Annotated in this window: 35 protein-coding genes and 5 pseudogenes; 14 read left to right on the top strand and 26 right to left on the bottom strand. The window is 48.2% G+C overall.

Annotated features, from left to right (window positions below; translation table 11 throughout):
- The first annotated feature begins 59 nt into the window (after positions 1-59).
- Positions 60-850 (top strand): annotated as a pseudogene (locus tag SGP1_RS16615) (IS5 family transposase).
- A 748-nt stretch (positions 851-1598) separates the two neighbouring features.
- Positions 1599-1946 (top strand): hypothetical protein, encoded by a 348-nt coding sequence (locus SGP1_RS16610; RefSeq protein ID WP_148203555.1) that lies wholly within the window; start codon positions 1599-1601, stop codon positions 1944-1946.
- A gap of 224 nt (positions 1947-2170) precedes the next feature.
- On the opposite strand, the gene SGP1_RS16605 is transcribed toward SGP1_RS16610, so the two are convergent.
- Both SGP1_RS16605 and SGP1_RS32055 read right to left on the bottom strand, forming a co-directional pair.
- Positions 2171-2377: a hypothetical protein gene (locus SGP1_RS16605; protein ID WP_041867124.1), complete on the bottom strand. Its 207-nt coding sequence runs from the start codon at positions 2375-2377 to the stop codon at positions 2171-2173.
- 340 nt (positions 2378-2717) lie between these two features.
- Positions 2718-3230 carry an aldo/keto reductase gene (locus SGP1_RS32055; protein ID WP_198408736.1) on the bottom strand — a complete coding sequence of 171 codons (513 nt, stop codon included), beginning with the start codon at positions 3228-3230 and terminating at the stop codon, positions 2718-2720.
- Between the two features lie 538 nt (positions 3231-3768).
- Between SGP1_RS32055 and SGP1_RS30860 the strand changes: the two genes are divergently transcribed.
- Positions 3769-3933, top strand: a complete 165-nt coding sequence (locus tag SGP1_RS30860) for a hypothetical protein (RefSeq protein WP_158302419.1) — start codon at positions 3769-3771, stop codon at positions 3931-3933.
- A 74-nt stretch (positions 3934-4007) separates the two neighbouring features.
- On the opposite strand, the gene SGP1_RS30855 is transcribed toward SGP1_RS30860, so the two are convergent.
- Positions 4008-4178, bottom strand: a complete 171-nt coding sequence (locus SGP1_RS30855) for a hypothetical protein (RefSeq protein ID WP_158302418.1) — start codon at positions 4176-4178, stop codon at positions 4008-4010.
- A 277-nt stretch (positions 4179-4455) separates the two neighbouring features.
- Positions 4456-4851, bottom strand: coding sequence for a VOC family protein (locus tag SGP1_RS16585; RefSeq protein WP_011411781.1), 396 nt, complete (start codon positions 4849-4851; stop codon positions 4456-4458).
- 303 nt (positions 4852-5154) lie between these two features.
- On the opposite strand from SGP1_RS16585, the gene SGP1_RS36700 reads away from it, so the two are divergent.
- Positions 5155-5553: an AraC family transcriptional regulator gene (locus SGP1_RS36700; protein ID WP_424141122.1), complete on the top strand. Its 399-nt coding sequence runs from the start codon at positions 5155-5157 to the stop codon at positions 5551-5553.
- Positions 5554-5903: 350 nt separating this feature from the next.
- Here SGP1_RS36700 and SGP1_RS36695 read toward each other — a convergent pair whose 3' ends face one another.
- The 12 genes and pseudogenes from SGP1_RS36695 to SGP1_RS16550 form a co-directional block, all read right to left on the bottom strand.
- Positions 5904-6149, bottom strand: coding sequence for a hypothetical protein (locus tag SGP1_RS36695; RefSeq protein WP_424141121.1), 246 nt, complete (start codon positions 6147-6149; stop codon positions 5904-5906).
- Positions 6150-6166: 17 nt separating this feature from the next.
- Positions 6167-6625, bottom strand: coding sequence for an IS110 family transposase (locus tag SGP1_RS16575; protein WP_011411780.1), 459 nt, complete (start codon positions 6623-6625; stop codon positions 6167-6169).
- A gap of 452 nt (positions 6626-7077) precedes the next feature.
- A pseudogene (locus SGP1_RS16570) lies at positions 7078-8223 on the bottom strand (Arm DNA-binding domain-containing protein); the annotation flags it as partial.
- Entirely contained in the window at positions 8199-8414 is a 216-nt protein-coding gene (locus SGP1_RS34145) for a hypothetical protein (protein ID WP_011411779.1), read from the bottom strand. The pseudogene SGP1_RS16570 and the gene SGP1_RS34145, both read right to left, overlap by 25 nt.
- A 151-nt stretch (positions 8415-8565) precedes the next feature.
- Entirely contained in the window at positions 8566-8673 is a 108-nt protein-coding gene (locus SGP1_RS36690) for a hypothetical protein (protein WP_424141179.1), read from the bottom strand.
- 83 nt (positions 8674-8756) lie between these two features.
- Positions 8757-8960 carry a hypothetical protein gene (locus SGP1_RS27995; protein ID WP_083764867.1) on the bottom strand — a complete coding sequence of 68 codons (204 nt, stop codon included), beginning with the start codon at positions 8958-8960 and terminating at the stop codon, positions 8757-8759.
- A 12-nt stretch (positions 8961-8972) separates the two neighbouring features.
- Positions 8973-9509, bottom strand: coding sequence for a phage antirepressor KilAC domain-containing protein (locus SGP1_RS16565; RefSeq protein ID WP_341532822.1), 537 nt, complete (start codon positions 9507-9509; stop codon positions 8973-8975).
- Between the two features lies 1 nt (position 9510).
- A complete protein-coding gene (locus SGP1_RS35770) occupies positions 9511-9780 on the bottom strand; it encodes a Rha family transcriptional regulator (RefSeq protein WP_341532821.1) in 270 nt (89 codons plus the stop codon).
- A gap of 62 nt (positions 9781-9842) precedes the next feature.
- Positions 9843-10433 carry a Rha family transcriptional regulator gene (locus SGP1_RS35765; RefSeq protein WP_050747765.1) on the bottom strand — a complete coding sequence of 197 codons (591 nt, stop codon included), beginning with the start codon at positions 10431-10433 and terminating at the stop codon, positions 9843-9845.
- A gap of 359 nt (positions 10434-10792) precedes the next feature.
- The gene (locus tag SGP1_RS24670) at positions 10793-10993 is read right to left on the bottom strand and encodes a hypothetical protein (RefSeq protein WP_050747764.1); all 201 of its coding nucleotides are present in this window, start codon (positions 10991-10993) and stop codon (positions 10793-10795) included.
- 67 nt (positions 10994-11060) lie between these two features.
- Positions 11061-11741 (bottom strand): hypothetical protein, encoded by a 681-nt coding sequence (locus tag SGP1_RS16555; RefSeq protein WP_011411649.1) that lies wholly within the window; start codon positions 11739-11741, stop codon positions 11061-11063.
- A 30-nt stretch (positions 11742-11771) separates the two neighbouring features.
- Positions 11772-11966, bottom strand: coding sequence for a hypothetical protein (locus SGP1_RS16550; protein ID WP_041867123.1), 195 nt, complete (start codon positions 11964-11966; stop codon positions 11772-11774).
- 65 nt (positions 11967-12031) lie between these two features.
- On the opposite strand from SGP1_RS16550, the gene SGP1_RS16545 reads away from it, so the two are divergent.
- Positions 12032-12364, top strand: coding sequence for a hypothetical protein (locus tag SGP1_RS16545; protein WP_011411648.1), 333 nt, complete (start codon positions 12032-12034; stop codon positions 12362-12364).
- Between the two features lie 153 nt (positions 12365-12517).
- On the opposite strand, the gene SGP1_RS16540 is transcribed toward SGP1_RS16545, so the two are convergent.
- The 10 genes from SGP1_RS16540 to SGP1_RS27985 all read right to left on the bottom strand — a co-directional run bounded on the left by SGP1_RS16540 (position 12518) and on the right by SGP1_RS27985 (position 17595).
- On the bottom strand, positions 12518-13114 hold the full coding sequence (locus SGP1_RS16540; RefSeq protein WP_011411647.1) for a hypothetical protein: 597 nt from the start codon (positions 13112-13114) through the stop codon (positions 12518-12520).
- Between the two features lie 68 nt (positions 13115-13182).
- Complete coding sequence (locus SGP1_RS16535) at positions 13183-13821, bottom strand: PD-(D/E)XK nuclease family protein (protein ID WP_011411646.1); 639 nt, start codon at positions 13819-13821, stop codon at positions 13183-13185.
- Positions 13821-14726 carry an ATP-binding protein gene (locus SGP1_RS16530; protein WP_011411645.1) on the bottom strand — a complete coding sequence of 302 codons (906 nt, stop codon included), beginning with the start codon at positions 14724-14726 and terminating at the stop codon, positions 13821-13823. Before SGP1_RS16530 ends, SGP1_RS16535 begins: the two co-directional genes overlap by 1 nt.
- Positions 14726-15037: a hypothetical protein gene (locus tag SGP1_RS16525; RefSeq protein WP_041867122.1), complete on the bottom strand. Its 312-nt coding sequence runs from the start codon at positions 15035-15037 to the stop codon at positions 14726-14728. The genes SGP1_RS16530 and SGP1_RS16525 overlap by 1 nt, the downstream gene beginning before the upstream one ends.
- The gene (locus SGP1_RS31515; protein ID WP_166506757.1) at positions 15037-15204 is read right to left on the bottom strand and encodes a hypothetical protein; all 168 of its coding nucleotides are present in this window, start codon (positions 15202-15204) and stop codon (positions 15037-15039) included. The genes SGP1_RS16525 and SGP1_RS31515 overlap by 1 nt, the downstream gene beginning before the upstream one ends.
- Before the next feature lie 52 nt (positions 15205-15256).
- The gene (locus tag SGP1_RS16520) at positions 15257-15628 is read right to left on the bottom strand and encodes a hypothetical protein (protein ID WP_041867121.1); all 372 of its coding nucleotides are present in this window, start codon (positions 15626-15628) and stop codon (positions 15257-15259) included.
- Positions 15621-15863: a hypothetical protein gene (locus SGP1_RS16515; protein ID WP_041866683.1), complete on the bottom strand. Its 243-nt coding sequence runs from the start codon at positions 15861-15863 to the stop codon at positions 15621-15623. The genes SGP1_RS16520 and SGP1_RS16515 overlap by 8 nt, the downstream gene beginning before the upstream one ends.
- 39 nt (positions 15864-15902) lie before the next feature.
- Positions 15903-16109 (bottom strand): hypothetical protein, encoded by a 207-nt coding sequence (locus SGP1_RS30070; RefSeq protein ID WP_148203553.1) that lies wholly within the window; start codon positions 16107-16109, stop codon positions 15903-15905.
- Positions 16087-16515: a hypothetical protein gene (locus tag SGP1_RS34135; RefSeq protein WP_243466070.1), complete on the bottom strand. Its 429-nt coding sequence runs from the start codon at positions 16513-16515 to the stop codon at positions 16087-16089. The genes SGP1_RS30070 and SGP1_RS34135 overlap by 23 nt, the downstream gene beginning before the upstream one ends.
- 351 nt (positions 16516-16866) lie before the next feature.
- Complete coding sequence (locus SGP1_RS27985; protein WP_148203552.1) at positions 16867-17595, bottom strand: XRE family transcriptional regulator; 729 nt, start codon at positions 17593-17595, stop codon at positions 16867-16869.
- A 125-nt stretch (positions 17596-17720) separates the two neighbouring features.
- On the opposite strand from SGP1_RS27985, the gene SGP1_RS16505 reads away from it, so the two are divergent.
- The 9 genes and pseudogenes from SGP1_RS16505 (at position 17721) to SGP1_RS16460 (ending at position 22178) form a co-directional block, all read left to right on the top strand.
- Complete coding sequence (locus tag SGP1_RS16505) at positions 17721-17951, top strand: transcriptional regulator (protein ID WP_041867119.1); 231 nt, start codon at positions 17721-17723, stop codon at positions 17949-17951.
- Between the two features lie 141 nt (positions 17952-18092).
- Complete coding sequence (locus SGP1_RS16500) at positions 18093-18377, top strand: CII family transcriptional regulator (protein WP_041867118.1); 285 nt, start codon at positions 18093-18095, stop codon at positions 18375-18377.
- A 36-nt stretch (positions 18378-18413) separates the two neighbouring features.
- A complete protein-coding gene (locus SGP1_RS30850; protein WP_158302417.1) occupies positions 18414-18563 on the top strand; it encodes a hypothetical protein in 150 nt (49 codons plus the stop codon).
- A pseudogene (locus SGP1_RS36685) lies at positions 18560-19282 on the top strand (helix-turn-helix domain-containing protein). Before SGP1_RS30850 ends, SGP1_RS36685 begins: the two are co-directional and overlap by 4 nt.
- Positions 19279-20695, top strand: a pseudogene (locus tag SGP1_RS16480) (replicative DNA helicase). The pseudogenes SGP1_RS36685 and SGP1_RS16480 overlap by 4 nt, the downstream one beginning before the upstream one ends.
- 108 nt (positions 20696-20803) lie before the next feature.
- Positions 20804-21240: pseudogene (locus SGP1_RS16475) on the top strand (recombination protein NinB).
- Complete coding sequence (locus SGP1_RS16470) at positions 21237-21443, top strand: NinE family protein (RefSeq protein WP_041867115.1); 207 nt, start codon at positions 21237-21239, stop codon at positions 21441-21443. The pseudogene SGP1_RS16475 and the gene SGP1_RS16470 overlap by 4 nt, the downstream one beginning before the upstream one ends.
- A 22-nt stretch (positions 21444-21465) precedes the next feature.
- The gene (locus SGP1_RS16465; protein WP_041867114.1) at positions 21466-21843 is read left to right on the top strand and encodes a RusA family crossover junction endodeoxyribonuclease; all 378 of its coding nucleotides are present in this window, start codon (positions 21466-21468) and stop codon (positions 21841-21843) included.
- Positions 21840-22178 carry an antiterminator Q family protein gene (locus tag SGP1_RS16460; RefSeq protein WP_041867113.1) on the top strand — a complete coding sequence of 113 codons (339 nt, stop codon included), beginning with the start codon at positions 21840-21842 and terminating at the stop codon, positions 22176-22178. Before SGP1_RS16465 ends, SGP1_RS16460 begins: the two co-directional genes overlap by 4 nt.

Genomic DNA, 22178 nt, shown 5'->3' with positions numbered 1-22178 from the left:
TATAACTTTTAGGTGATCGTCTGCTCAGATCACTACCGTCATTTCAACATCTGCACTCCATGGCAAAGCAAAAGTTTAAAATAACCAACTGGTCCACTTACAACAAAGCTCTCAAGCAGCGCGGGGCTCTGACGATATGGCTGGATGAGTCGGCAATTGTTGCATGGACGGAAAAAACGACGCCTGAACGGCGTGGCCGGCCGCTTCACTACGCAGATATGGCTATCACCACTGTTCTGATGATGAAACGCGTGTTTGGCCTTTCGTTAAGGGCTTTACAGGGCTTCGTTGACGCCATTTTTAAACTGATGGTGCTACCGCTAAGATACCCAGACTACTCGCTGATCAGCAAGCGAGCAAAGACAGTTAAGATCAGCATAAAAACGCCGACCCGTGGTGAAATCTCACCTCTAGTCATTGACGGAACCGGCCTGAAGGTCTTTGGCGAAGGCGAATGGAAAGTCCGACAGCATGGTGCCGACAGACGGAGGGTGTGGCGTAAGCTGCATATGGCCGCAGACAGTGTAACGCATGAAATTATCTGTGCTACTTATCGCTCAGCGGTACGACGGATACTCAGGCCCTACCAGTTCTGATAAACCAGACCCTGCGGAAAATCAGGGAAGTGTTGGCTGATGGCGCTTACGATACCCGCTACTGTCATGATGCTCTGCTGAGGAAGAAAATAAGGCCTCGTCTAAGCGGCAGTAACGATGTATGGAAAAAGCAAGTGGGCGATCATCTAAGTCTGCGTGACTATGATGCGCAGGTAGGTGAGGCAATGGCGATGGTCAAAGCGCTTAATAAAATGACGCTGTTAGGAATGCCGAACAGCATCCGGATCGCATAACAATCGATCTGCTAGGGGGGCGTAGTCACAAGTTCTGATTTATTCAACAAAGCCGATGTTTATGCGAAAATCGAGCGAACCACGAGCAGTTTAATGGAGGAAATTGTGAGTGATGTGAGAAGGCATGAAGAAAAATACCCGCTACTTACGGAGTATTTGCGCAGGTATAATTTTATGTAAAGTGTTGTAATTAATGTTATAAATCGCTAACTAATCTCATTGCTTCATTAAGCCATGCTGAAGCCTGGTCATTTAAGGCGCATGGCCGCTTTGTCCGGTGTTTATTGAAAATATACGGCTACCGCCGATGCGGTTAACATTCTGTTATTATGAAGCGGGGCGCATTTATCGCTGTTGTGGTTAGGAGGATAATTATTAATTATGCGACAGAAATTGAAGGTGCTAGGTAATACTCAATCAGTGACGCCTCTGCATGTATTAGTTACTGGGATTAGCCGAAGGCGTTAGTCATAAATTCGAGCTATGATACCGTATCGGTCGTTATATTTACCGCACCATTTTCCGCTGAAGAGTTATAAACTTATCATTATCTCACATAAATTAGCTTATACGCTTGTTCCTTATGGCCATCGAGGCAACAATAAGGGCAACTTCCCATTTTTAGACTCCATTGTATTATTAAGGTTAATGCCGTAATTCAGTGCGATGATACCGAATTTTAATAGAATTAATTTGGCATTGGGTTTATGGTTTCTACATATTTACTGATACGAACAGAGAGATAAATATGAGTCTACTTCCCATGGCATTTGGCGGATGGCAAAATGGTTATTTACGTTTCGGTAATAAACAAGCGCTAACGACCGCGCCCGGCAGCGCAAACAGCCTCACGCGCGCGGCGATAATGGGGAAGGTATATAAATTTGCTAGTAAAGTGACGAGCGTCAAAAATACGGTGCTTGATTTTGTGAGAAAACATCCCAAGACCCTTACTGCGACCATTGGTATTACCACATTGCTGGTAGGCGTCAGTCTGGCGAACCCTGGGCTAGCGAGCACGGGCATTGCCGCTATTATTACCGCTATTGTTTATATCTCACCCGCAACGGCGGCGTCCCCGACGAAGCCGGATTAGACTGCCAGCGTCATAATAAAACCCGGGCCGCGAATGGCCGTTGTCATTTAACTTATCTCGTTCACAGCAATGGTCGGTCTGCCCTGATTTTTAAAGAGCAGGGTTGCCCGACGGCAGGCAATCAAAGCAAACGTTCACCGGTGAGACTTAATGCGCGCGGCACTATCGACACCGTCAGACGGCGCTTTTGGCGCAAAGCGGGGGCTGTTGCGGGTGATGCCCGGTTATAGCGGACGTTTTAACCCTGCCATGATAAGTGCGATAATGTGAGTCAGCGCGGATAGCTGCGCTTGTGCAGGACCGCTGGTGGCAACCAGGTCTGGATGGTGATACTGATAGGTGGCATTCAGGAGTGCGATGGCCGTGGCATGGGTATCGCCTACGCCCGGCAAGGTGCCATCACGCCGCCCCTCGTCGAGAATATGCGTCACCTGGTGCGATCAGATGTGCTGAATGCGCCTTTTCAACCTGGGGGGCCTCTTTTACCACTCTGCCAAGCGCTCGTCCGCAGGACCCGTGCGCTGCGCAATCGCCTGCGTTTGAGCGGTGATCCGCGCTAGCCAACGTTCAATCACTGCTGCCCGCAGCGCGGCCTTGGTGGGAATATACCGATAAACGTTGCCATGGCTCATTTTCATGGTTTGCGCGACTTCGGTTACGGTCAGTTTTCCAGCCCGTGTCTGCGCAACAGCGCTTCCGCAACATCCAGAATGAGGGGCAGCATCTCCCCCGGGTCTACTTGCGGGGCCGGTTGTGTACTATCGTGATTCGTCATTTATCTGTAGCCATAAAACGATCGCCTTGTATGGTGTCGTAGGGGACCACCACTTCAATAACGGCCAGACTCTCTGCCGAGAGCGTTAGCGGCGAAGCCAGTGCTTCCGCCAGATGCTTCGCCGTGCGTGAACCCACTAAAGGTATGATATCCCGCCCCTGGCTGGCAACCCATCCGATGGCTGCCTGTGCCGCGCTGATCCCCTCTTTGGCGGCAACGGCGGCAAGCGCATCCACCAGCCGCGCGTTGCGTGTCAGATTATCGCCCTGAAAGCGCGGGTAGTAGGCGCTGCGCATATATCCCGCGCCGCTGCCGCCGGTCAGCAAACCTCGGCCCAGTACGCCATAAGCGGTAACGCCGATGCCTAGCTCACGACAAAGCGGCAACATTTCCTGTTCAATATCCGGCGACATCAGGCTGTATTCAAATTGCAGGGCGGTGAGGGGACAAGTGCTATGCGCACGTCGCAGGGTATCGGCATCCACATTGGTGATGCCGATATAACGCACGTAGCCTTGCTGTACCAATTCATCGATTGCACCGATCGTGTCTTAACCGGTACGGCAGGATCCCGCCCGGTTTGATACAGATCGACGTAATCCGTCCCCAACCGCCGCAGACTATACGCTAGCGCCGTTTTCAGGGCCTCCTGACGTGCGTTAATCCCTATAAATGCCCCGTCAGGCCCGCGTTGCGCGCCCGATTTAAGCTAGATGAAAGCCTTTTCGCGCTTACCGCGTAGTCCTTCCGCCAGCGACGCTTGGCGATAGCTGTGTCCATAGAATTCGGACATCCCCATACAGCCTAGTTCTATAGCTGAAACGGTCGGACCGTTGTGACCTAAAATACGCGTGGCGAAAGTCATAGTTTCAACTCCTCAACAAGGGACAGGCTTTCATCGTAATCGCTAAAGTAACAAATGACAAAATAATTTTTTTGTCATTTTCCATGTAACATTGGCACCAAGCATAAGGTATAAGGCATTTGTCGATTGGTGGTTTTCGTTGTCGCAGCACAGGTATATAGCCCAGAACGGTTGCCGCGAGGATGATGATGATGTGTACCACGCAGGGAGAGAAGGAGACGGCGCTGCGCCGTCAGGCAGACAACGGGACGGAAGGCGTCAACCGTCCCTCTCCTGACATCAAAGGCGCAGGGATGCAGGCGCCGGGCGTAGATACGATGGCTTACTGGCCTGCCCGTGGGTGGTGAACCGCGTCGTTAAGCGTTGTCACAGCTTAGTCGAAGCGGTGTTCGGACTCGGCCTTGCGCTGAAATAAGACACGCTATATGAGGATCTCGGCGGGCGTGGGTTGCTGCTGAAATAACGTCATGGCCTCATCATGAATGCCGCCAGCGGCAGCGCGCCGGGCGGCTTGTCCCGGCGTCAGCTCTGTCCGGAGCCGGGGTGGAATCAACTCGATGACCTCGATTTTCCCTTTCAGAGCTTCGCGCAAACATAGCTGTAATTTCGAGTAAACATGTCGATTCTCTTTTGTTATCAATTGGCAGATGAATCAATCCAGAAGCTTAAAACTTTAGAGAATCGCTTTTCTAATGCGTAACTATTCAGTTGGCGGCGTCAGGATCATGATGATATTCCACAGGGTAATTGCCCGGTGACACCGCGGAGGAACCAGCGGCTGCTCGGGTATTGCCGCCTTGGCGCTGTACCTGTTGCCGTGATGGCCATAGAGTCGTTCACTGGCATCACCTTGCCCCAGTACCGCGCATTCAGGTTGCCTGTTGCCAGCTTTTGAAGACAAATTCCAGGCTATACCCATCAGGATCTCTGACTTGAGCAGCGTAGTAGCGTGGGTCATAGTGCAGTTGCGGACCCGGGGGATGTATTTCGTTTGCCCCTGCCGATAATGCTTCGGCATGGTTTACCCTCTCCTGAGATTTGGTCGCGAAGCCAATGTGGATGGAATCCGTTGCCACTGTTCCTTGCCTGAGCCAGAAGGCTATCCGGCCGTTAGCGCCAAACCCTTTTAGGTCGGGATGGCCTGCAGATCCGTCTTTGCCGTTATAATCATAGCGACGGTCGAGGCCGAGTAAGGGAAGCACCCTGGTATAAAAGGCGAGGGCGCGCTCCATATCGCTTATGGTAATAAAGACATGATCCAGCATGCTGCACTCCTGTATCTGAGAATAACCGCCCGAAACCTCTGCTCTCCGGGCATAAATTTCACCGCCACCGGCGGGAGCAATAAAGCAATAACAGATGAGAAATCTGACACAGCCAATATTACGCCAGGCCAGCAGGCGCGGCTGATGCAATGCTGTTTAAAGGTTGCCTAATCCTGCTTTTCTCTTGTTGCCGGTGTACGGCCATGGTATTTATCGTCAATAGAAAAACAATGGTATGAACTCCGCCAGCTGGCCTCGGGCGCCGGCAATCAGCGCACCGAAACCGGACTACCGCATGTGGCGATGGTGCAGGGAGAGATCCCCGAACACCGCCTGACCGCGGTCTATGAACCGATGATTAATCTCATCCTGACCGGATCAAAAAGCATGACGGTGGGGAACAGAACCTACCAATACGATCCTGCCACCTATTTTGTAATGTCGATGGCTTTACCGGCCATCGGTAAAGTGCATGCGGATGATAAAACCGGCGCGCCGTATCTCGACGTCAGCCTGACGCCTGAACCGGGGATTATCGCGGACCTGCTGGCCAATATGCCTGATTCTGGCACCGCACCGCTGCACGGCGCAGGATTTGCGGTCGCGCCGGTGACAGCGGAATTATTGGATGCCTGGATAAGGTTGCTACGTTTGATGAATAAGCCGGACGACATCACCGCGCTTAGCCCTGTGCAGTACTAAAAACGGATTCGATTAATGCAAGTCCGGGCAAAGCTCGTCGCCCGACGTGAAAATATCACCACAATTGCCCTCTCTGTCGGCTATCAAAGCCATACGCAGTTCAGCAGGGAGTACTCACGCCTGTCGGCCGGCCGCCGTCAGTGGACTTCGCCAGACTAAAAACACGGCAATGGCGGCGCAAGATAAAGCGGAGTGCCTACTCGCTCTCTATTACTAACCGTTCGTCGTACGTTAACCGCTCGGCTAACCACCATAGGTGTGCGAAGCCCGTGGCGGCGAAAAAAAAGCCTGCGCGGCGGAAATGTACCACAAGAGAGACGGGACTGGCTTGGGTGTTAGATTGGTGAAAGTTAACATTGCTTAGTGATTTTAATCGTTAACGGTGGATGGGGTGAGTGAATCAGTCTGCCTTCCTCTGTTGCTGCAAATGGGCAGTATGCGGGTGAAGCAGGATAGATACCGTCTTGCCAGTTACTTGCAAGACATATTCCAGCATCGAACACCTGCCCTGATTTCAGCACTCCGTAAGCTTGTTGCAATAGTTTCTTCATTGCCGCACACACGACAACTTTCCCTAATTTATTACGTGCATTCATACGCTCTTTCAGCGCTATTATTGTGGGTTATAGCACATTACCGTCAGGGCCGGCATATACAGGGCTTTACGTATCATGGCGTTGCCCACCTTTGATATCCGACTTTTACCTTTCCACAGCCCAGACTCCTGCAACATCGGATTCAGACCAGCACGCGCGATCATGCGTGCATCGCCTTTATCTGTCTTGTTACGACTCAGTTCACTGCAGCCGAATGATTTTATGCGTGCTGGATTTTCCACGCTCACAGCGTAACCTGCATCAGCCAGGAAAGTAGACAATGGCTCACTGTAAGCACCTGTTGCTTCCATGCATATATGGCAGTCACCGAACGGCTCAAGCCATTTTTTCAGCGCATCGAAACCCTTAGGCGTGTTAGAAAAGGCTTTGGATTTGTAGGCTGCTTTACCTTTCCAGACTGCAACGTCAAATTTCTGGGAAGCAACATCAATGCCGACAGGGGTGAGAATTTGCACGTGCTATCTCCTTCTGGGTGAATCAGGAAACCGCCATGACCTTCCTTATAGATACGTGCTCCAGGCACAGGATACCGTCCAGTCTTGAAGGCGGGAGATAAGTCGTGGGGGATGAATCTATTGGACAGGCTCGAAGCCCGAGGGAGGGTTCCATCTCACCCACGACTTCCCGATGATCAGTCGGGGAGCATAATACCCTGAGTACAATGATCGAGACCAGGCTAAGGGCGACGACAGACACAAAAAAGCCTGTAGGGCTTGCGCCGTGCGGGCTCTTAGGACTTCATCGGAGACTCTGGTAATCACCGATGGAGAATTTTGGTGGAGCTGGCGGGATTTGAACCCGTGGTGTTATTTTTATAATCTGATGAATAGATTAAATTTATTTCTTTATGGATGCAGTGCGGCGCTTTTACGGAGCCTTTGAGGTCTTTTTGTGGTACACACTTCATCTATGGAAAATTATTTTGCACTCCTGTATTTCCATCATACTCTTTTAGGTATGTACCATAGTGTCGGAAAAGCATTTCTGGCCCTTTATGCCCCATTTGCCCCGCAAGCCAGAACAGGTTGACGCCACGACTGATGTGACGAGTTGCAAAAGTATGCCTTGTCTGATAAGGGTTACGATACCGTATCCCAGCCTTTCTTAATGTTGGTACCCAAGCCTTTTTTCTTATGGCGTCAGCTCCCGCCCAAGCTTTATTGGTTTTAGGATCATTAAAAACAGTATCTCCTTTCAAAAAAGTAAATTCTTTTTGCTCGATCAGTGCGCGTATCGCCTCATCATCAAGAGCAATAGTTCTAGTTCCGGCCTTTGTTTTTGTCCCTTTTATAATACCAACTACACTCGCCTGTGAAATAGAGACCGACCGATGAATAAAATCAACATCACTCCACCGTAGAGCACATAGCTCAGAGCTACGCATGCCTGTATAAAATGCAAATCGAAAAATATTTTCCCATTGCTTATAAGTTGTATTATTGAGAATAGCGTTGACCCCCAGTGGGCTGAATGGATCAACAATGTACTCACTATCTTTTTGTCTTTCACTAGATTGATATCGAGAAGCAGTAACTAGTGACACGGAATTTATATTTATTAAACCATCAGTTACGGCTTCGTCAATAGCGGAGCGTAAGAATGATAACTGGTTCCTGATGGTTTTTAAAGTAGTAGCTTGTGATTTTATCCAATTTTTTATAATTGCAGGTGAAAGATCCGTTATCGTTAGATTATGGACATCTTTAAGCGCAGACCAACACTTACGATATCCACATATAGTTGATGGTGAAAGACTTCTTTTTGTACATATCACCAAATACTCATCTAGATAATCTCTTACGAGTTTGCCTTTGCTATTATTTCCAAAAATTTTTAGCTTAGATGATTCAGGAAACTGCTCCGTATAGACAAAAATCCCTCTTTCTATTTTGTTATATATTTCACCAATTAGCCGCTCAGCATACTTGATATTTTTAGGATTAACAGTAAGATTGGATAATGGTTCTCGGCATTTTATTCCTTTATATATAAAAGTTATATTTATTGTTTCACCTGAGCGGTGTTTTCTTACCGTGACTCCGCGCGGTAGTTTGCTACGTTGTTTTTCCTAGCCCACTTGAATACCTCACTTAAATCTATCCATCGTTCTTTTACACCATCAATTTTTAAAACTTGGACGCCCTCACGACAAAGTCCTCGCTGGATTCGTTTGTTTATTGCTTCAATATTTTCTCCCGTATTTTTGCAGTATGTTGATATTGGTATGCATTCAAAGCTGATCATAATATATCTCCATGATTATTGATGTTTATTGCATTCAATTTTTATGTTTTAAAATAAAGCCACTGCGCCGTTCGTTATTATGATGAACAGGTGATGAGTTATAAATCGTAGAAGTGTTTTGTGTGTAGTGACTCAGTGTGAGGGGAAGTATTTACATCCATCCGTTCCGCAAACATGATTTGCAGTAATCTTTACGCGCCATTGCCCAACACATGTTATGCGGTGATTTAGCTTGCTTGGCAGCCTTGCCCCATTGCACTATTGCCTCAGCAAATTCACGATTGCTTTCGAGAGCTTTTGCTAACAGCACTTCTTTGAATTACTTCACGTTCTTCATGGCAGCTAAATCTCGTTGTTGTAGGTGGCATGGCTCATCACGTCCCAGTGCCGCCCGTTGTCTTTTGATAATGCCCGCCATCTCCGATTAACGGGGATTGATAGATATTTGCGTCGGTAGGTGCGTTTGGCGTAGATGGCACCTGAGCGCCACAGGCGGATGAGCATTTTAGCCCGCCGACGGATGTCGACGGGAATTCGGGGTTTCATGCACGGTTCCTCTTACGATGCGAAGCTGATTTGCTTTTGATGGGTAAAATCGCCGTTCCAGCTGAGTTTCATTGGCACCTTGCCGCGACGGTATAGGTCATAGATGCGCTCAGCCCCTTTACGCAGTAATACTGGCTGGTATTTAATGAAGTCGTCTGCACCGTGAACGCTAATCATGTGTTGGTGCTCAGTCAGGTATTTGTCGCGAGCGTACGATGTGGCCCGCCAACGGATGCCGGATTTGCTTTCGTTGTAGAGCCAATTGCGTTCAGCGAGCCAGCCGTTAACCTTTTGGGTATTGACGCCGTTGAGCATTTTGCAGAACTGGGTAGAGGTCATGCCCTCCTTGAATAAGTTCTTGAGGTCGTGAATTTCTGCCTCCTGTTCTTTTTTGACTAATACCAGTGCAGCTTCACTCTTTTTCGATTCCAGCAGGGCTTCCAGCGCAGAGATGTAATTTTCTGGCAATGCAGGGGCTGCGGTGATTGCCTGCGCTTTACCAGACTCAAGAGCGAACCAGCGATCAATGACGGAAGCACGACGTTTCACGTCAGCCGGTAATGAGGATTTCGGTATGACGGCGGTCGAGAAGGAACTCGCCGACATAGCCACGCCCATCAATAGCAACGATCACACCTTCAACTATCGTAACCTTTTGATTTTTATGATCACCCAAAGTTGGGGCATCTTTTTCTATCTGATAAAGCTGTCCAAGCATCTCCCATACGTCACGGATAACATGGTCGTGTCGTTTACCGACAAGCTCCGCAATCTCGCGGCTGGACATGGTCAATGTTTGTGCAATGGTTAAATTTTGCATACAGATATACCTCGTTGGTTAAAACGATAATGGAACCCCGGCACGATACCGGGATTAAAGAATTAGTGTTTTCTGATAAGTGGCTTATCTAGAAGATCTGGACTGGCATCACCAGACATTACCAATGTGCGGCAACCAAAGTCCTGTAGTATCTTAACAAGCGAGTGGATATCGTGGCGTAGGCGTCGGACATAGTCTGAGTCAACACAATCCTTGTCATCGATGTTAATTACTCTGTGGTGTCTATGCTGGTAGAAGACTAACCAGCGGCCTTCCGAGGGGATGGTTACTTTGATCGATTCATCAGATATGGGTGCATATAATTGAGCCTCCATGCGGTTAAACTCTGCAATGTAAGCTTCCTTGAACGCTGCTGCCTTCTTGCCGGTGAAGCCCATAACGAGGAAGACGAAGCCGTCTTTTGTCATTTCATAGGTTTCAATTTCACGTTTGTCGAAGCCAGCCTGTACTTCCACTCCGACGGCGCAAAAGTTCGCCGTCGTGAAAGCTGCTGAGCATTCGAGTGATCTGATCTTTTTTAGTACGTCCTTGTGCTGCTTTTCAAAATATTCAGCGACAGCAATAGACGTTGTAACGGCTTTACCGTTATGAATGGTAACTTTAGGTATGGCAAGAGATGTGTGAAGAGCCATGATAGCCTCCGAATAGTGAACTAAACTTATTCACCACCGTCGAGACCAATCTAGGGTGGCGAACTGAACGGAGTTGGTCTTACCGGGTTCACCTTCCGGCGAGCCTTTCGGCTCCCCCATCCAGCCCACCATTGAGATGTGGCTAAATGTGCGACATAAAAAACACGCTCGCGGCGTGTCATTCTGTCGCGGTGAATCTCGGCGGGAGACCAATCCCGGCACCTGAATTTCCAGATGCAGATTGACTATAGCGCATGGGTTATCCTTGCGTCAATGGGGCGGTGGATTTCTGTTTTTAGTGGCTGGATAGGGAATTGTAAATTACTGATTAATAATTAATTTTACTGCACACCCCCCGGTTACGCCACCATGTCAACGCGTACTCCATTGGCGGTATAGCCCTGCACCCGAACACCGTTCACACGGTGGCGTTTCCGGGTCAAGAACCGAATATGGTCGTCATAGACGTATAGCCATTTACCATCAATGGCGACATGCTTAAAGCCGAATCTTTCAACTTTCGATGCCTGGACAAAAGGAATAAAAGCCTTTTTAGACAATTTCTTACCTGCACATACCCCCTCATCTAGCAGACCCTTACCTCTGATTCGGTAGACCCAGAAGCTTTCAAAGCGCCCGGTAATTTTTCGTGCGGATGCTCACATAACCAAGCAGGGTCATCAATCGGCTGAATTCAGCATCATTCCTGAAGATGCCGGTCAGGTAGTCTACGGAGTACCGATGCCAGTCCAAGCGCTGATAATTTTTGGCGAGGCCCGAATAGCGCTTTGTATCCAGCAACTCGTACTTATCCGATTGGTGTGGGTTCTGGAAGACGAACCAGCCATCCGTTGCCTTCCGCCGCACACCTAAATCTATTTGCAAGGCAAATGTTGATAATGGCTTGCCATTGCGACGCTGCTTAAAACGAGTACATGCGGAACTGTTAATCAGGATATTCAGGCAATAATCGTCAAGCTTACGAGGCTGCACAAAAGACAATAAACCTTTATATTTCAATTTATTATCTGCACATACCCCCTCATGGTACTCATGAGATACTTTATCGCTCCCCGCCAACCCGGTATCGCTATCAGTCTCATGCGCAGAGACGCCGGAATGCAGCCAGACAAGGCCGTTACCGTTATGCCGCAAGCCAAGGTCGGTCAGCGTGCATGTGCCGTTGTTGATGGGCGTCCAGTCACCGGAGATGACGTGACGGCGTAGAGTGGCTATATCGCGCTCTGCTGGCCGGATTTCGGGCGCAGCGAGGGCAGGGAGCGCTAACTCCCGATTTTGTAATTGCATGGTTGAACCTCGATAGGGTGGTAGGTGGGATTACGCCTGCATCAAAGTATTCATAAGGTGATTGCGCAACTTCGGTGTGAGGACATAGCGAACGATGGCAACGCCCATTTCGGCGAACTCCAGGACGATATTGTCTTTGCCATCCCGTGAGATTTTTAATTCGTAGATATGTGGCTGCCATTGCTCGAGACCTGTTGGCGTAGGCAAGGTTTGGTTATAGTTCATGGAGGTAACTCCTTCCGTTGATGTGGTGGATACGCTACACTTGGCCTAAACAGGAGGATTTCCCCATGGGCCAAGTTGCATTTGATACATTGCAGGCGTCAGAAGAGCTTGAAACCGCTGGCATCTCTAGAGATCAGGCTAGGGCGATTTCGCTCGTTGTACGCAAGTCTCATGAGGTGACGGATGTTGCAACCAAGCGTGACCTTGAGGACGTGCGCAAGGATCTGACTTTTCAGATAACTGACGTTCGCAAGGATATGCAATTAGTCCGCAAAGATTTACAGCTTGAGATGGCTGGGATCCGCTCTGAGCAAAAGGTAATACGCTGGATGCTCGGCTTTGGGGTTATCGGTATTCTTTCTTTGGTCGTGAAAGCGTTTGTAATGCCTGCGCTGTAAAACGGGTGATTGTGGTGTATGCCTAGATTCAGTAAAAACAATACATCTGTTTGTTTTTACTAAAATTATAAGTGTTAATCTTTATCCTCAGCGACACACCCACGCTAATAAAATGTTTATTCCAGCAAAGCCGGGCAATTCACTAAATTGACGTCAAAAGGGGATTGAATCCTCGTAAGCATCGACTGGCGGTACGTCGTGGGATGGCTGTCCGCTGTAATGCGGGTTATGGCGGCGATCGTCCTTATCCTTGAGTGTAGAAAGCATACTATCGATAGTCTTGGCATTCTGGCTTTCGAGACGCTCTTTGATGGTCTGCTTCGTATCAGGATAGAACGGGATACGGATTTCAAAATTGTAGGTGTCTCCGCCGTCCTGCTTGGTGCGTAAAATCTTCTGTAACAGTAGCCCTACACGCTTTCCTGCGAACTTAGGAACGATAGTTTGGCTGGCGCTGAGCATCTTTTCGCTGATGCTTTTGACTTCGGTACAGCCCATGATGGCTTGGATCATGTTAACGCCGTAGCTATTGGCCGAGCCGTCTTTCTTGTTAATGCAGACGGAAAGGTATTGGATAAGTTGTCCGTCTGTTGATTCGCCTGAAAACTCAATGAACGTCGCGCCACCTGGACTTTTCACTACCTTGGCTTCGTCGATAGTGATAACGTAAGCACCGGATTCTTTGATAAAGTTGCTCTGGCCTGCGGATATGGCGGCTGATTCGTCGTAGGTGAATAACGCCTTGCTCATAGTATAATTTACTTTAAATTTCAGATGGTTATAAAGCTATAGTAGCGATAAAGTGGCTGTGAATACACTCAATTTAGCTCGAAACTTGTTGAACTTACATCATCCTTGATGAGTTCTGGAACATATTCCTTAATAAATTCAACCAATTCTTCGGCAACGGCCATTACGTCTCTGTGCATATTGGGATATGCATAAAAACTTATCGGCATAAACTGTTTGATGAGATAGGTACCGGGATTGGCCGCCGGCTGGTATTTACTGAACAAGTTGTAAGTAAATTTTCTTGCACTGAACCAGTCAAGATAGCAGCGCCATTGCAAACTATCGGTATAGTTCTCTGGGTCTAGAGAGCCGGTAAGCTTGTGGTCGTAGATAGTGGTCGCATCCATAGCATCGACAATGCCGACAAAGGTTACGCGCTCACCATTAACCATTTGCTGTCTGGTAATTTTCCTCTTTCTTGTTTCTGGTAAAGCTATTTCACTTTCTATTTTACTAAAATCAAAAGTGAACCCGTCCGTTTGCTCGATATTCAACTCCCCCAAAGAAGCCTTTTCTAAGACTTTGTGAAAAGCTGACCCTGCGGCCATAGCTTCCGTTGGAGGCGTCTTTTTCAGCAGATAGTTAATAATTTCATCCAGTTCTGCATCGGGATGAGCCTTCCATCTGCGGAAGGCTTCAAGATTGGTGGCAGATATCCTGATCATTACGCTGCCACCTTGATGTATTTACCTTCGTCTTTATTGAACGAGAATCCTTTACTTTTAGCTATTTCGTTCAAAAGGCGTTTATGCTCTGAAGGTGCTTCCCAGAAATGCTCTACGGCATCCTGAAAGTCTTCTTCGCTTTCGAGGCATTGTAGATCAACTCGAAGACGCTGTAGATCTTCTTGGGATTTTCTCGCTTCTTCAGACTGTTTATTTAGCTCTTGCTTGATGGCACTGATGATAGCTGATAAATAATCTGGGCATTGACTGAAATGCGGGACTTCCTGAACTGGCAGCTGTGCCGGATTTTTGCCGAAGCCGGAGGCGCTGGGATTAAAGTCGAGCAATCTTTTTGTATTCTGGCCTGAGCCTTCAATGCGGATTCGTCCCATAACGTTGGCGACTTTGTAAATCTCACCTTTAGAGCCACCTTGAATATCAAGACGTTCAACTAAATCCTCTCCAACCTGCTTTTCTTCCATGTGAGCTATCAGGATAATATCTTTACCAAATGATTTAAGCAGATTTAGCCATCCCGAAAATCCTGCTTTCAAGGCACCGAAACCCTGTAAAGATAGCTGTCCGCCAATTCCCTTGAACTTTGGATTTTTGCGTATCAATTCGGCAGAAAGTGAATCGAGCACCCGACCCGCGGTATCAACCACAACGGTATTGTAAGTCGCCAAGTCAGTAGCGGTGATTTGCTCTATTTCGCTCCAGCTGGCTATTTGGACTGTATCTTTACGAAACTGTGAGCGGTAAGCACCGTTATCAAAGTCGAGCAACACAGGAGAATCAGCGGTAAAGGCCATGGATGTTTTCCCCAGTCCCGGTGGTGCGTAAAGGCAGGTGATTAGGTTTTTTACTTCGATAGGTTGGGATACTTTAACTATTTTTAATGCCATTATGCTACCTCACTATAATCTATGATGGAGTCTTCATTTTTTCTGTTTAACAAAATGCCTTCAGCGACATTGACGCAAAGAGAATAAAAATAGTCATCCCATGATTTGACGGCTTCAGGGCTAAAAATGGAGCCATTTTTGGTTATCTCTTCCGGCAAGGCATGGCAAAGACCAAACTCTTCAGCTCCTTTGAAATGTTTCTCAAACAGCTCTGTGGCTATTTTCCTTATAAAATCTTCATCTTCTATTTTTTGTTGATGCTTCTTCTCAAGATAGTCGTAATATTTATCTTGTGCTAAATAAGGGTTCATTATGGCCTCCCGGGGCTGCGAAGAAAATCAATCAGACGATCAAGCAAGCTTTTCTTATCGGAAATCATGACTTTCTTGCCGGTTAATTTATTGGATTGATGGTGCTGAATAGACAGCACAGGGTCAAAAGGGCGAGCGGATGTCGCCCCTGCAATAGCGAGGTACATAGAATTATTCCTTGTGTTATTTGATGGGGTTTATTGCTTGGCGATGACGCGTTTAAATATTAAAATAAGTGTCAGCTACGATGTTTGCCAGTATCTCATGTGCTGGTGATTTCTTTGCCAAGCCTTTTTCATAGATATCCAGAATTGATTTTTTAAAATCTTTCTCATCTTTCAAAAGCCATTCCTGCCCTTCGGCCAGTGCCTTCCATTTTTCCAGTTCGCCTTTGAGTGACATAATTTCATCGTTGGCATTTTCTAAGTCTGTGATAAGAGTATCTTTACTTAACCAGCCAAGCATGCTTTCTTCTGCGCGGTTTAGCTCTTCTGTGGCAATGGCCGATAATTTTGGCGCGTAATTGATTACGGAATCGTCATGGAATAAAACAACTTCGTTTATGCTGTCGCTACAAATGATGTTATTCATAGAGTTGCTCCTTTGGTTTTAACATATCAAGAATTTTATTTAAGGTTTCAGCTTGCACGAATTGAACAGCAATGCACTCAAGAAAAAGGCGGCTGAACATTAGTGCGATAGCTGAGAAGATAACTATCTTTGGCTCTGCATCCATGATGCCAATGACAGTGGTTATCCCTGCCGCTATCCATGTCATAATTGAAATGACGTTAATGATTTTCAGTGTCCAAAAAGTTTTAAACATATCTTTTTCCTTATTATTTTTGCATAGTAATTTTCCGCATTAAGGATTAATCTCATCCATCTGATATCTCAACTTTGGCTCAGGACTGTACATCTGCCATAATGCTTCAACCAGCGCTGCTTTAATTAGATTTTCGCCATTTACATGATAATCGTACATTGAAGGTAATAACTCAAAGAGAACCTTACCGTCATCGGAAATAATTTTTACTCTCATTCCTGCTTCACTTAAAAATATGTTCAGCATTTCTGCGGTTATTGCGATATCCCGCCTGAAATAAATCCACATTCTCCAAGCAGCACGAACCCTCCTCAAATTCCACTACCGTCCCACGATGTGGATATCTGGCTTTCATGTGCTTGTGGGCGGAAAGGGTGATTTGCTCTTGGTACTGAAATAAATTCGTTAGGGTGATTGGGGATACTGCTTTGTTTATCCTGCTAACTTTTCTCTTGCTGGCTAATTCAACCTTTGACGGGGTGGGGCGGCTAATCGTTAGTGTTGTGCCGAAATCATTAACGTCTATTGGCTGCAAATGAGCACGACGCTCACGGCGACGCGCAGCAGATGAGCCTTTGTACGCTGTTCTGCGTTGCATATGACCTCCTACATAGGCTTTGGTGGTGTGGTGGCCGGTGCTGATCTCCGACATTCCGCCACATTGAGGCCATGACCCTCCCCTCTTTTCAGGCGGCCATTAGGGGAACTTGTGCATCAGCCTGCACATTCACCATACCCTAAAACTCACGCTTGGGTATTGATTAGCCTTTCGGCTACGTAGAGCGCATGGCTCATTGTTAAAAGAGCGGTTACTGCTTCCCACCAGCTGACTCGTCTTGCGTCTGTCTGGTGGGTTGATGGAGTGATAATAGCTATATCTATATAAGGCTTTTATTTTCCTCTATAGCGATATCTGGCTGTTTACCAAAGAAATTTTTTTGATAGAAAAATGCGTTTTACTAGATTTGTTCTAAATGAAGAGCGTTAGAAGGGGGGAGTGCGATTACCAAGTATGGGAAGACCAAAAAACTTGACCAATTACTCGGATACATTCTCTGAATTCATTCAACGACATCACTTCGTCGGGATATTCTTCTCTGTTAAAAGAGCGAATAACGACCTTGCCTGGAGCAGATATTAATGTCTTTATGCGTAAAACATCATCATGACATATTGCATACGTTTTACCATCTTCGATTGATGTCTTGTCAATGTTAATGCCTACTATATCCCCATTATTCAAAGCAGGCTCCATGCTACTACCAGACACACGGACAAGTTTTGCAGCTGATGGAGAAACGCCCATATTATGAAGAGAATACTTACTAAAAATTATTGAAAATTCAGAATCTTCATTTAGTTCGCATGATCCAGATCCCGCAGATAATTTAACATTCAATAATGAAATCTCCACGAACTTATCTGAAAAATCATAATTATTCTCTACATCCCCCCAGACACTGATTTTTTGGCGTGTACTTGTGATATCTGAGATAGAGTGTTTATTACTTACGTCACTATTATGCATTTCCCCTATCCCGCTAGCAAGCCATTCGGGGCGAACTCTTAAAAACCTAGCGATCTCAACAACCTTGGTTGAACTTTTGGCGGCACCCGATGTTAGTTTCCACACGCTTGACTGTGCCATACCAACAGCCTTTGCTAGAGTGCTTTGAGTACAGTTTGCCTCTCTCATGGCAGTTTTTAATCGTTCTGAAAAGTTCAATTTCATCAACCTCTTGGTTTACCAACCTCATTCTATCGCTTAAGCGATATGAGGTCAAAGGGAGCAATAGCTATTGACTTTTCGCTATTGCGATAAATATAATCACCCTGGCTTTATAGAAAAGGTGATTTATGAAGAATATTGCGGTAAAAATGGCTATTGAAATTGCCGGAAGTCAAACCGCATTAGCCAAAAAATGCGGGAAAGCGCAATCAACAGTTTGTGATTGGTTAAACGGCAAAAAAAGAATTTCTCCCGAGCATGTACCTGCACTAGTCGAAGCGACTAAGGGGAAAATTCCTGCTTACAAGTTTCGTCCGGATCTTCCGGAACTGTTCCCCCATCCGGAACAGACAGTCTAACCAGTAGTACCCGCTCTCTAACAATCGGCCTTCTGCCGTACGTCGCTGAAAAGCGAACTCAACATCCCACAGTACCCACTCACTGTGACTCGCTCACGGCATTGTCACGTCTATTGATTACCACACAAAGGATTATCACTTATGGATTATGCAAATCCAAACAAACCTGACACACATGAGATTAACCGCGTCGAAACCGACCTGCTGCTGGCTATGTCTGCACTGACCCAGCGCGGCTTTTCAAAGCTGGCAGGGTGGAATGAATCCAATGTCAGCCGCTACAACCTGCGCGACATGGCGACTGCAATGGTGATTTTAGGTCAGGCATGGGCAGTCAGTCCAATCGCTCAGATAGCGAAACAGGCGGTAGCTGCCGTGCTGGCACCTAAAGAAAACGCCCCCGGCACGGAGATGCTGGAGGCGTGAGACATAGCGAAGATATTCGTAAGTAGCGGAGAAATCATGAAGCCACTACATGAAAAATGCAAGCAAAAACATCATCACCCGCCGGATTATCCCGGTGGGTTAGAGGACATCGCCCAGCGCAATACGGCTTTTGGTAAGCGTCTGGTGGAAGAATTCCGCAAGTTGAAGGAGAAGTCAGAAAAATGAGTATGTCATTGATAGCTAAGGCTATGAATATCAAAGTCGGTAACCCTATACGTAAACTGGTTCTCCTTAAGCTGGCTGATAATGCCAATGACAAAGGGGAGTGCTGGCCTTCGTATCAGCATATTGCCGATCATTGTGAATGCAGTAAAAGCACAGTTCGAGATCACATTGATGCACTGGAAAAAGCGGGTTTGTTGGTAAAAGAAAATCGTACCGGCACAAATAATGGTAAAGGTAATACATTCAACGTTTACCATCTGAAATTGGATAACCCTATGCCGACTCCCAGCACACCCCCTATGCCGACAGGCGGCACCAGAATTAGTCACTCTTTTGAACCAGTTATGGAACCTAAAACCCCCTTACCCCCTACCGGGGGCCTCTCCCCGGAACCGGCAGGAAAAAACCAAACCCCCAACCAAAACCTGACCAGCTTTCCACGCAGGACTATCAGGTAGCACTGGCAATCTACAACGACACGGTAGCCGACAGACTCCCCCACGCTGTAGAGCTTAACGACAAGCGGCGCGAGGGTATCAAACGACTCATGGGTCAGCTGGCACGAAAAGACCTTCAGGGGTTCCGGGCCTACGTGGAGGCGTTTGTGACCCACGCGCCGCCGTTTTACTTCGGGGGACAATGACCGGGGCTGGACGGCCAATCTTGACTACCTGCTTCGTGTTGACACCCTGACCAAAGTCCGGGAGGGCACGCTGTGACAGACCAGGAAATCGAAGCCAGTGTCATCGGTGGTCTGCTGCTAGGCGGTTACACGCCTGATGCGGCGGATGTCCTCGCTACGCTGCTGGATGACGACGCTTTCACCGCCAGCCTGTACCGTGAGACGTTCCGCGAAATTCGGCGGCAGGCGAAAACCCGTGGCTTGATTGACGGGCTGATGGTGGGTGAGGCGATGGGGAGCGGCAACTTTGGCGCGGTGATGGAAACGGCGAAGAAGTGTCCCAGCGCAGCGAATCTCAAGGGGTATGCGCGGGTACTGGCAGACTATCAGCGTGTGCGGCGGGCGCTTCACGGCGTTGTTGGGCGATGGACTGGAGCAGATACGCCAATCCTCGAACCATGAACGTGCGTTGGCAGTGATGGGGCAGGTGTTAGCCTCCCTGCGTGATATCGACTGCCCCGCCGACGAAGTCCGCCCAATGCATATCGACGAGCTGATAGCCCCCTACACCGCGCTTTTGGAAAAGCGCCTTAAGAATGGCGAAGCCTCGGACTCACTGAAAACGGGCATTGACGCACTTGATGAAATTCTTGGTGGTATCAATCCGGTGGATCTGGTGATTGTTGCCGCCCGTCCCGGCATGGGAAAGACTGAATTTGCCTTGAAGGTGGCGGAGGGTGTCGCTGCACAGCATACCACACGCCAGATTGACACGGAGAACGGCGCGATAACTGAAATCGAACGCAAGGGAGTATTGATCTTCTCGATGGAAATGGACGCGATGCAGGTTATCGAGCGCTCATTGGCGGGAGCCAGCCATCTTCCGGTTTCAACGTTGCGAAAGCCTTGCCGGATGGATGACGAAGGCTGGGCAAGAGTATCCGAGGGGCTTCGACGCTTACAGGGGCTTGATGTTTGGGTCGTGGATGCATCATCACTGACCATCGAGCAGATACGGGCCATTTCTTACCGGCACAAGCTTACCCACCCTGCGTTATCGCTGATTATGGTTGATTATCTTGGCCTGATTGAGAAGCCCCGAGCAGAGCGTAATGACCTTGCCGTCGCGCATATTTCCGGCAGCCTCAAGCGTATGGCAAAGGAGCTTAAAACGCCGGTGATGTCGCTAAGTCAGCTATCCAGAAATGTAGAACAGCGCACCAATAAGCGGCCTACCTGTGCTGATTTAAGGGATTCAGGCAGCATCGAGCAGGACGCCGATAGCATCATCATGCTCTACCGCGATGCGGTGTACAACGAGAATAGTCCAGCGGCGAAATACGCTGAACTCATTGTCACTAAAAACCGGTTTGGCACCTAAGGAACGGCTTACCAGGAATTCAAAAACGGGCATTTTATGCCAACCGATCAGAAACAAGCTGCGAACGCTTGCCAGAGCAACACTAACGTCGCGCCAATGAAACGTTATGCCAGTGGTGCAGCAGTTTAACGTAAACAGCAAGGAAAATACGAATGACGGCATATTTAACAGAAGAACTCGAGGGGCCGCTTTTCATTGCAGCCCTTTTTGTTTGGGTGGGTAAATTCAGAGGTGCTGATGGAAAAAAGAAGCTTCCTGCTGCGTGATGAACGAATACGAGAAAACCTGAAAGCGTTTATTGATTCACTCCCACCGACGAACACCGCCCCCTCGAAATCACCATCAACGACAGCACAAGAAGTGTGACGCAAAACAGTCTGCTGCATGCGCTATGCACCGATGTCTCGTGGCAGGTCTTGTGGGCAGATAAACCCCGCTCGAAATTGGACTGGAAAGCGTTATTCGTCTCCGGCCATGCCATCGCCACAGGTAGGCCAGGGGAAGTCGTTACAGGGCTGGAGGGGGAGTTTTGCAGCATCCGCGAGAGCACGGCTCAGATGGGCGTGAAGCGCATGAACAGTTTGATTGATTACGCGCAAGCCTGGGCAGTGGGAAACGGTGTCAGGCTGCGGGAGGTGCGTTATTCAGGGGATTATTTTGGAAGGTCAACATGAAAAAGAGATTACAGAACACCAGTATTACTTTTCGGATGATGCAGCACTGCTTATTCAGGCCGACCGGGCGCTCGCGCAATAAAGTCCGCGAGATACCGTGCGAGGAGGCGGTGACCACTTACGACTACAGCGCTCATATGCGTGATGTGCGGATGATGCGCGCCCGGGCGCGGAGCAGAATAGCCGAAGCAGAGATGAATTGATTAACCGAATTTAGGGGTGAGTATGATTATCGAGCTACCTTTCCCGCCGAGCGTCAACCATTACTGGGTGCGCAACGCAAGACGTGTTTACCTCAGTGAAGCAGCTAAACGCTTTAAACGCCTGACTGGGATTGCTGTAGCTAGAGCTCGAATGAAATACGGGCATCAAAAATTCTGCGGCGAGGTGTCGGTGCTGATGAATCTCTATCTCCCGGATAAACGCATGAGGGATGTAGATAATTACAGTAAAGAGGTATTTGATGCGCTGACGAAAGCGGGTATTTGGAACGACGACGGTCAGGTGCGAGTGATGACCGTCAAGAAGATTGATGACAACGGCGGCGTCAAGGGCGGGAAGTGTGTGGTGGTGATTGATGAATATTGCGGGGAGGCGGCATGAAAGATATTCGATACCTGTTAACGGCATGGGGAAATTGGAGCGGCTCACGCATTGGCACCGAGTACAAGGCAGCATGGCCTATTGTCACGGCCAGCAGTGATATCCGGCCCATGCTGTCCGATGAGGACGGGGAGATAGTTGACCGGGCGGTAGGGCGGCTCAAGTACTTCGACCCGCTGGGCTACGATATCGTGGTGGCGTATTACAAGGGCAAGGTGTCGTGCAGGGCGATAGCACAGGAGTTAGGGAAGCCCACCTACTACATAACGGGCTTCCTTGCTCGTGCCGAGGCTTACATAGCGGGTAGAGTTGCTGAACTTTTGGAGGCAGCCTGA

The sequence above is a fragment of the Sodalis glossinidius str. 'morsitans' genome (assembly GCF_000010085.1).
Taxonomy (GTDB): Bacteria; Pseudomonadota; Gammaproteobacteria; order Enterobacterales; family Enterobacteriaceae; genus Sodalis; species Sodalis glossinidius.
Note: the sequence above shows the minus strand (reverse complement) of the source record. Positions and strands in the feature narration are given on the sequence as shown.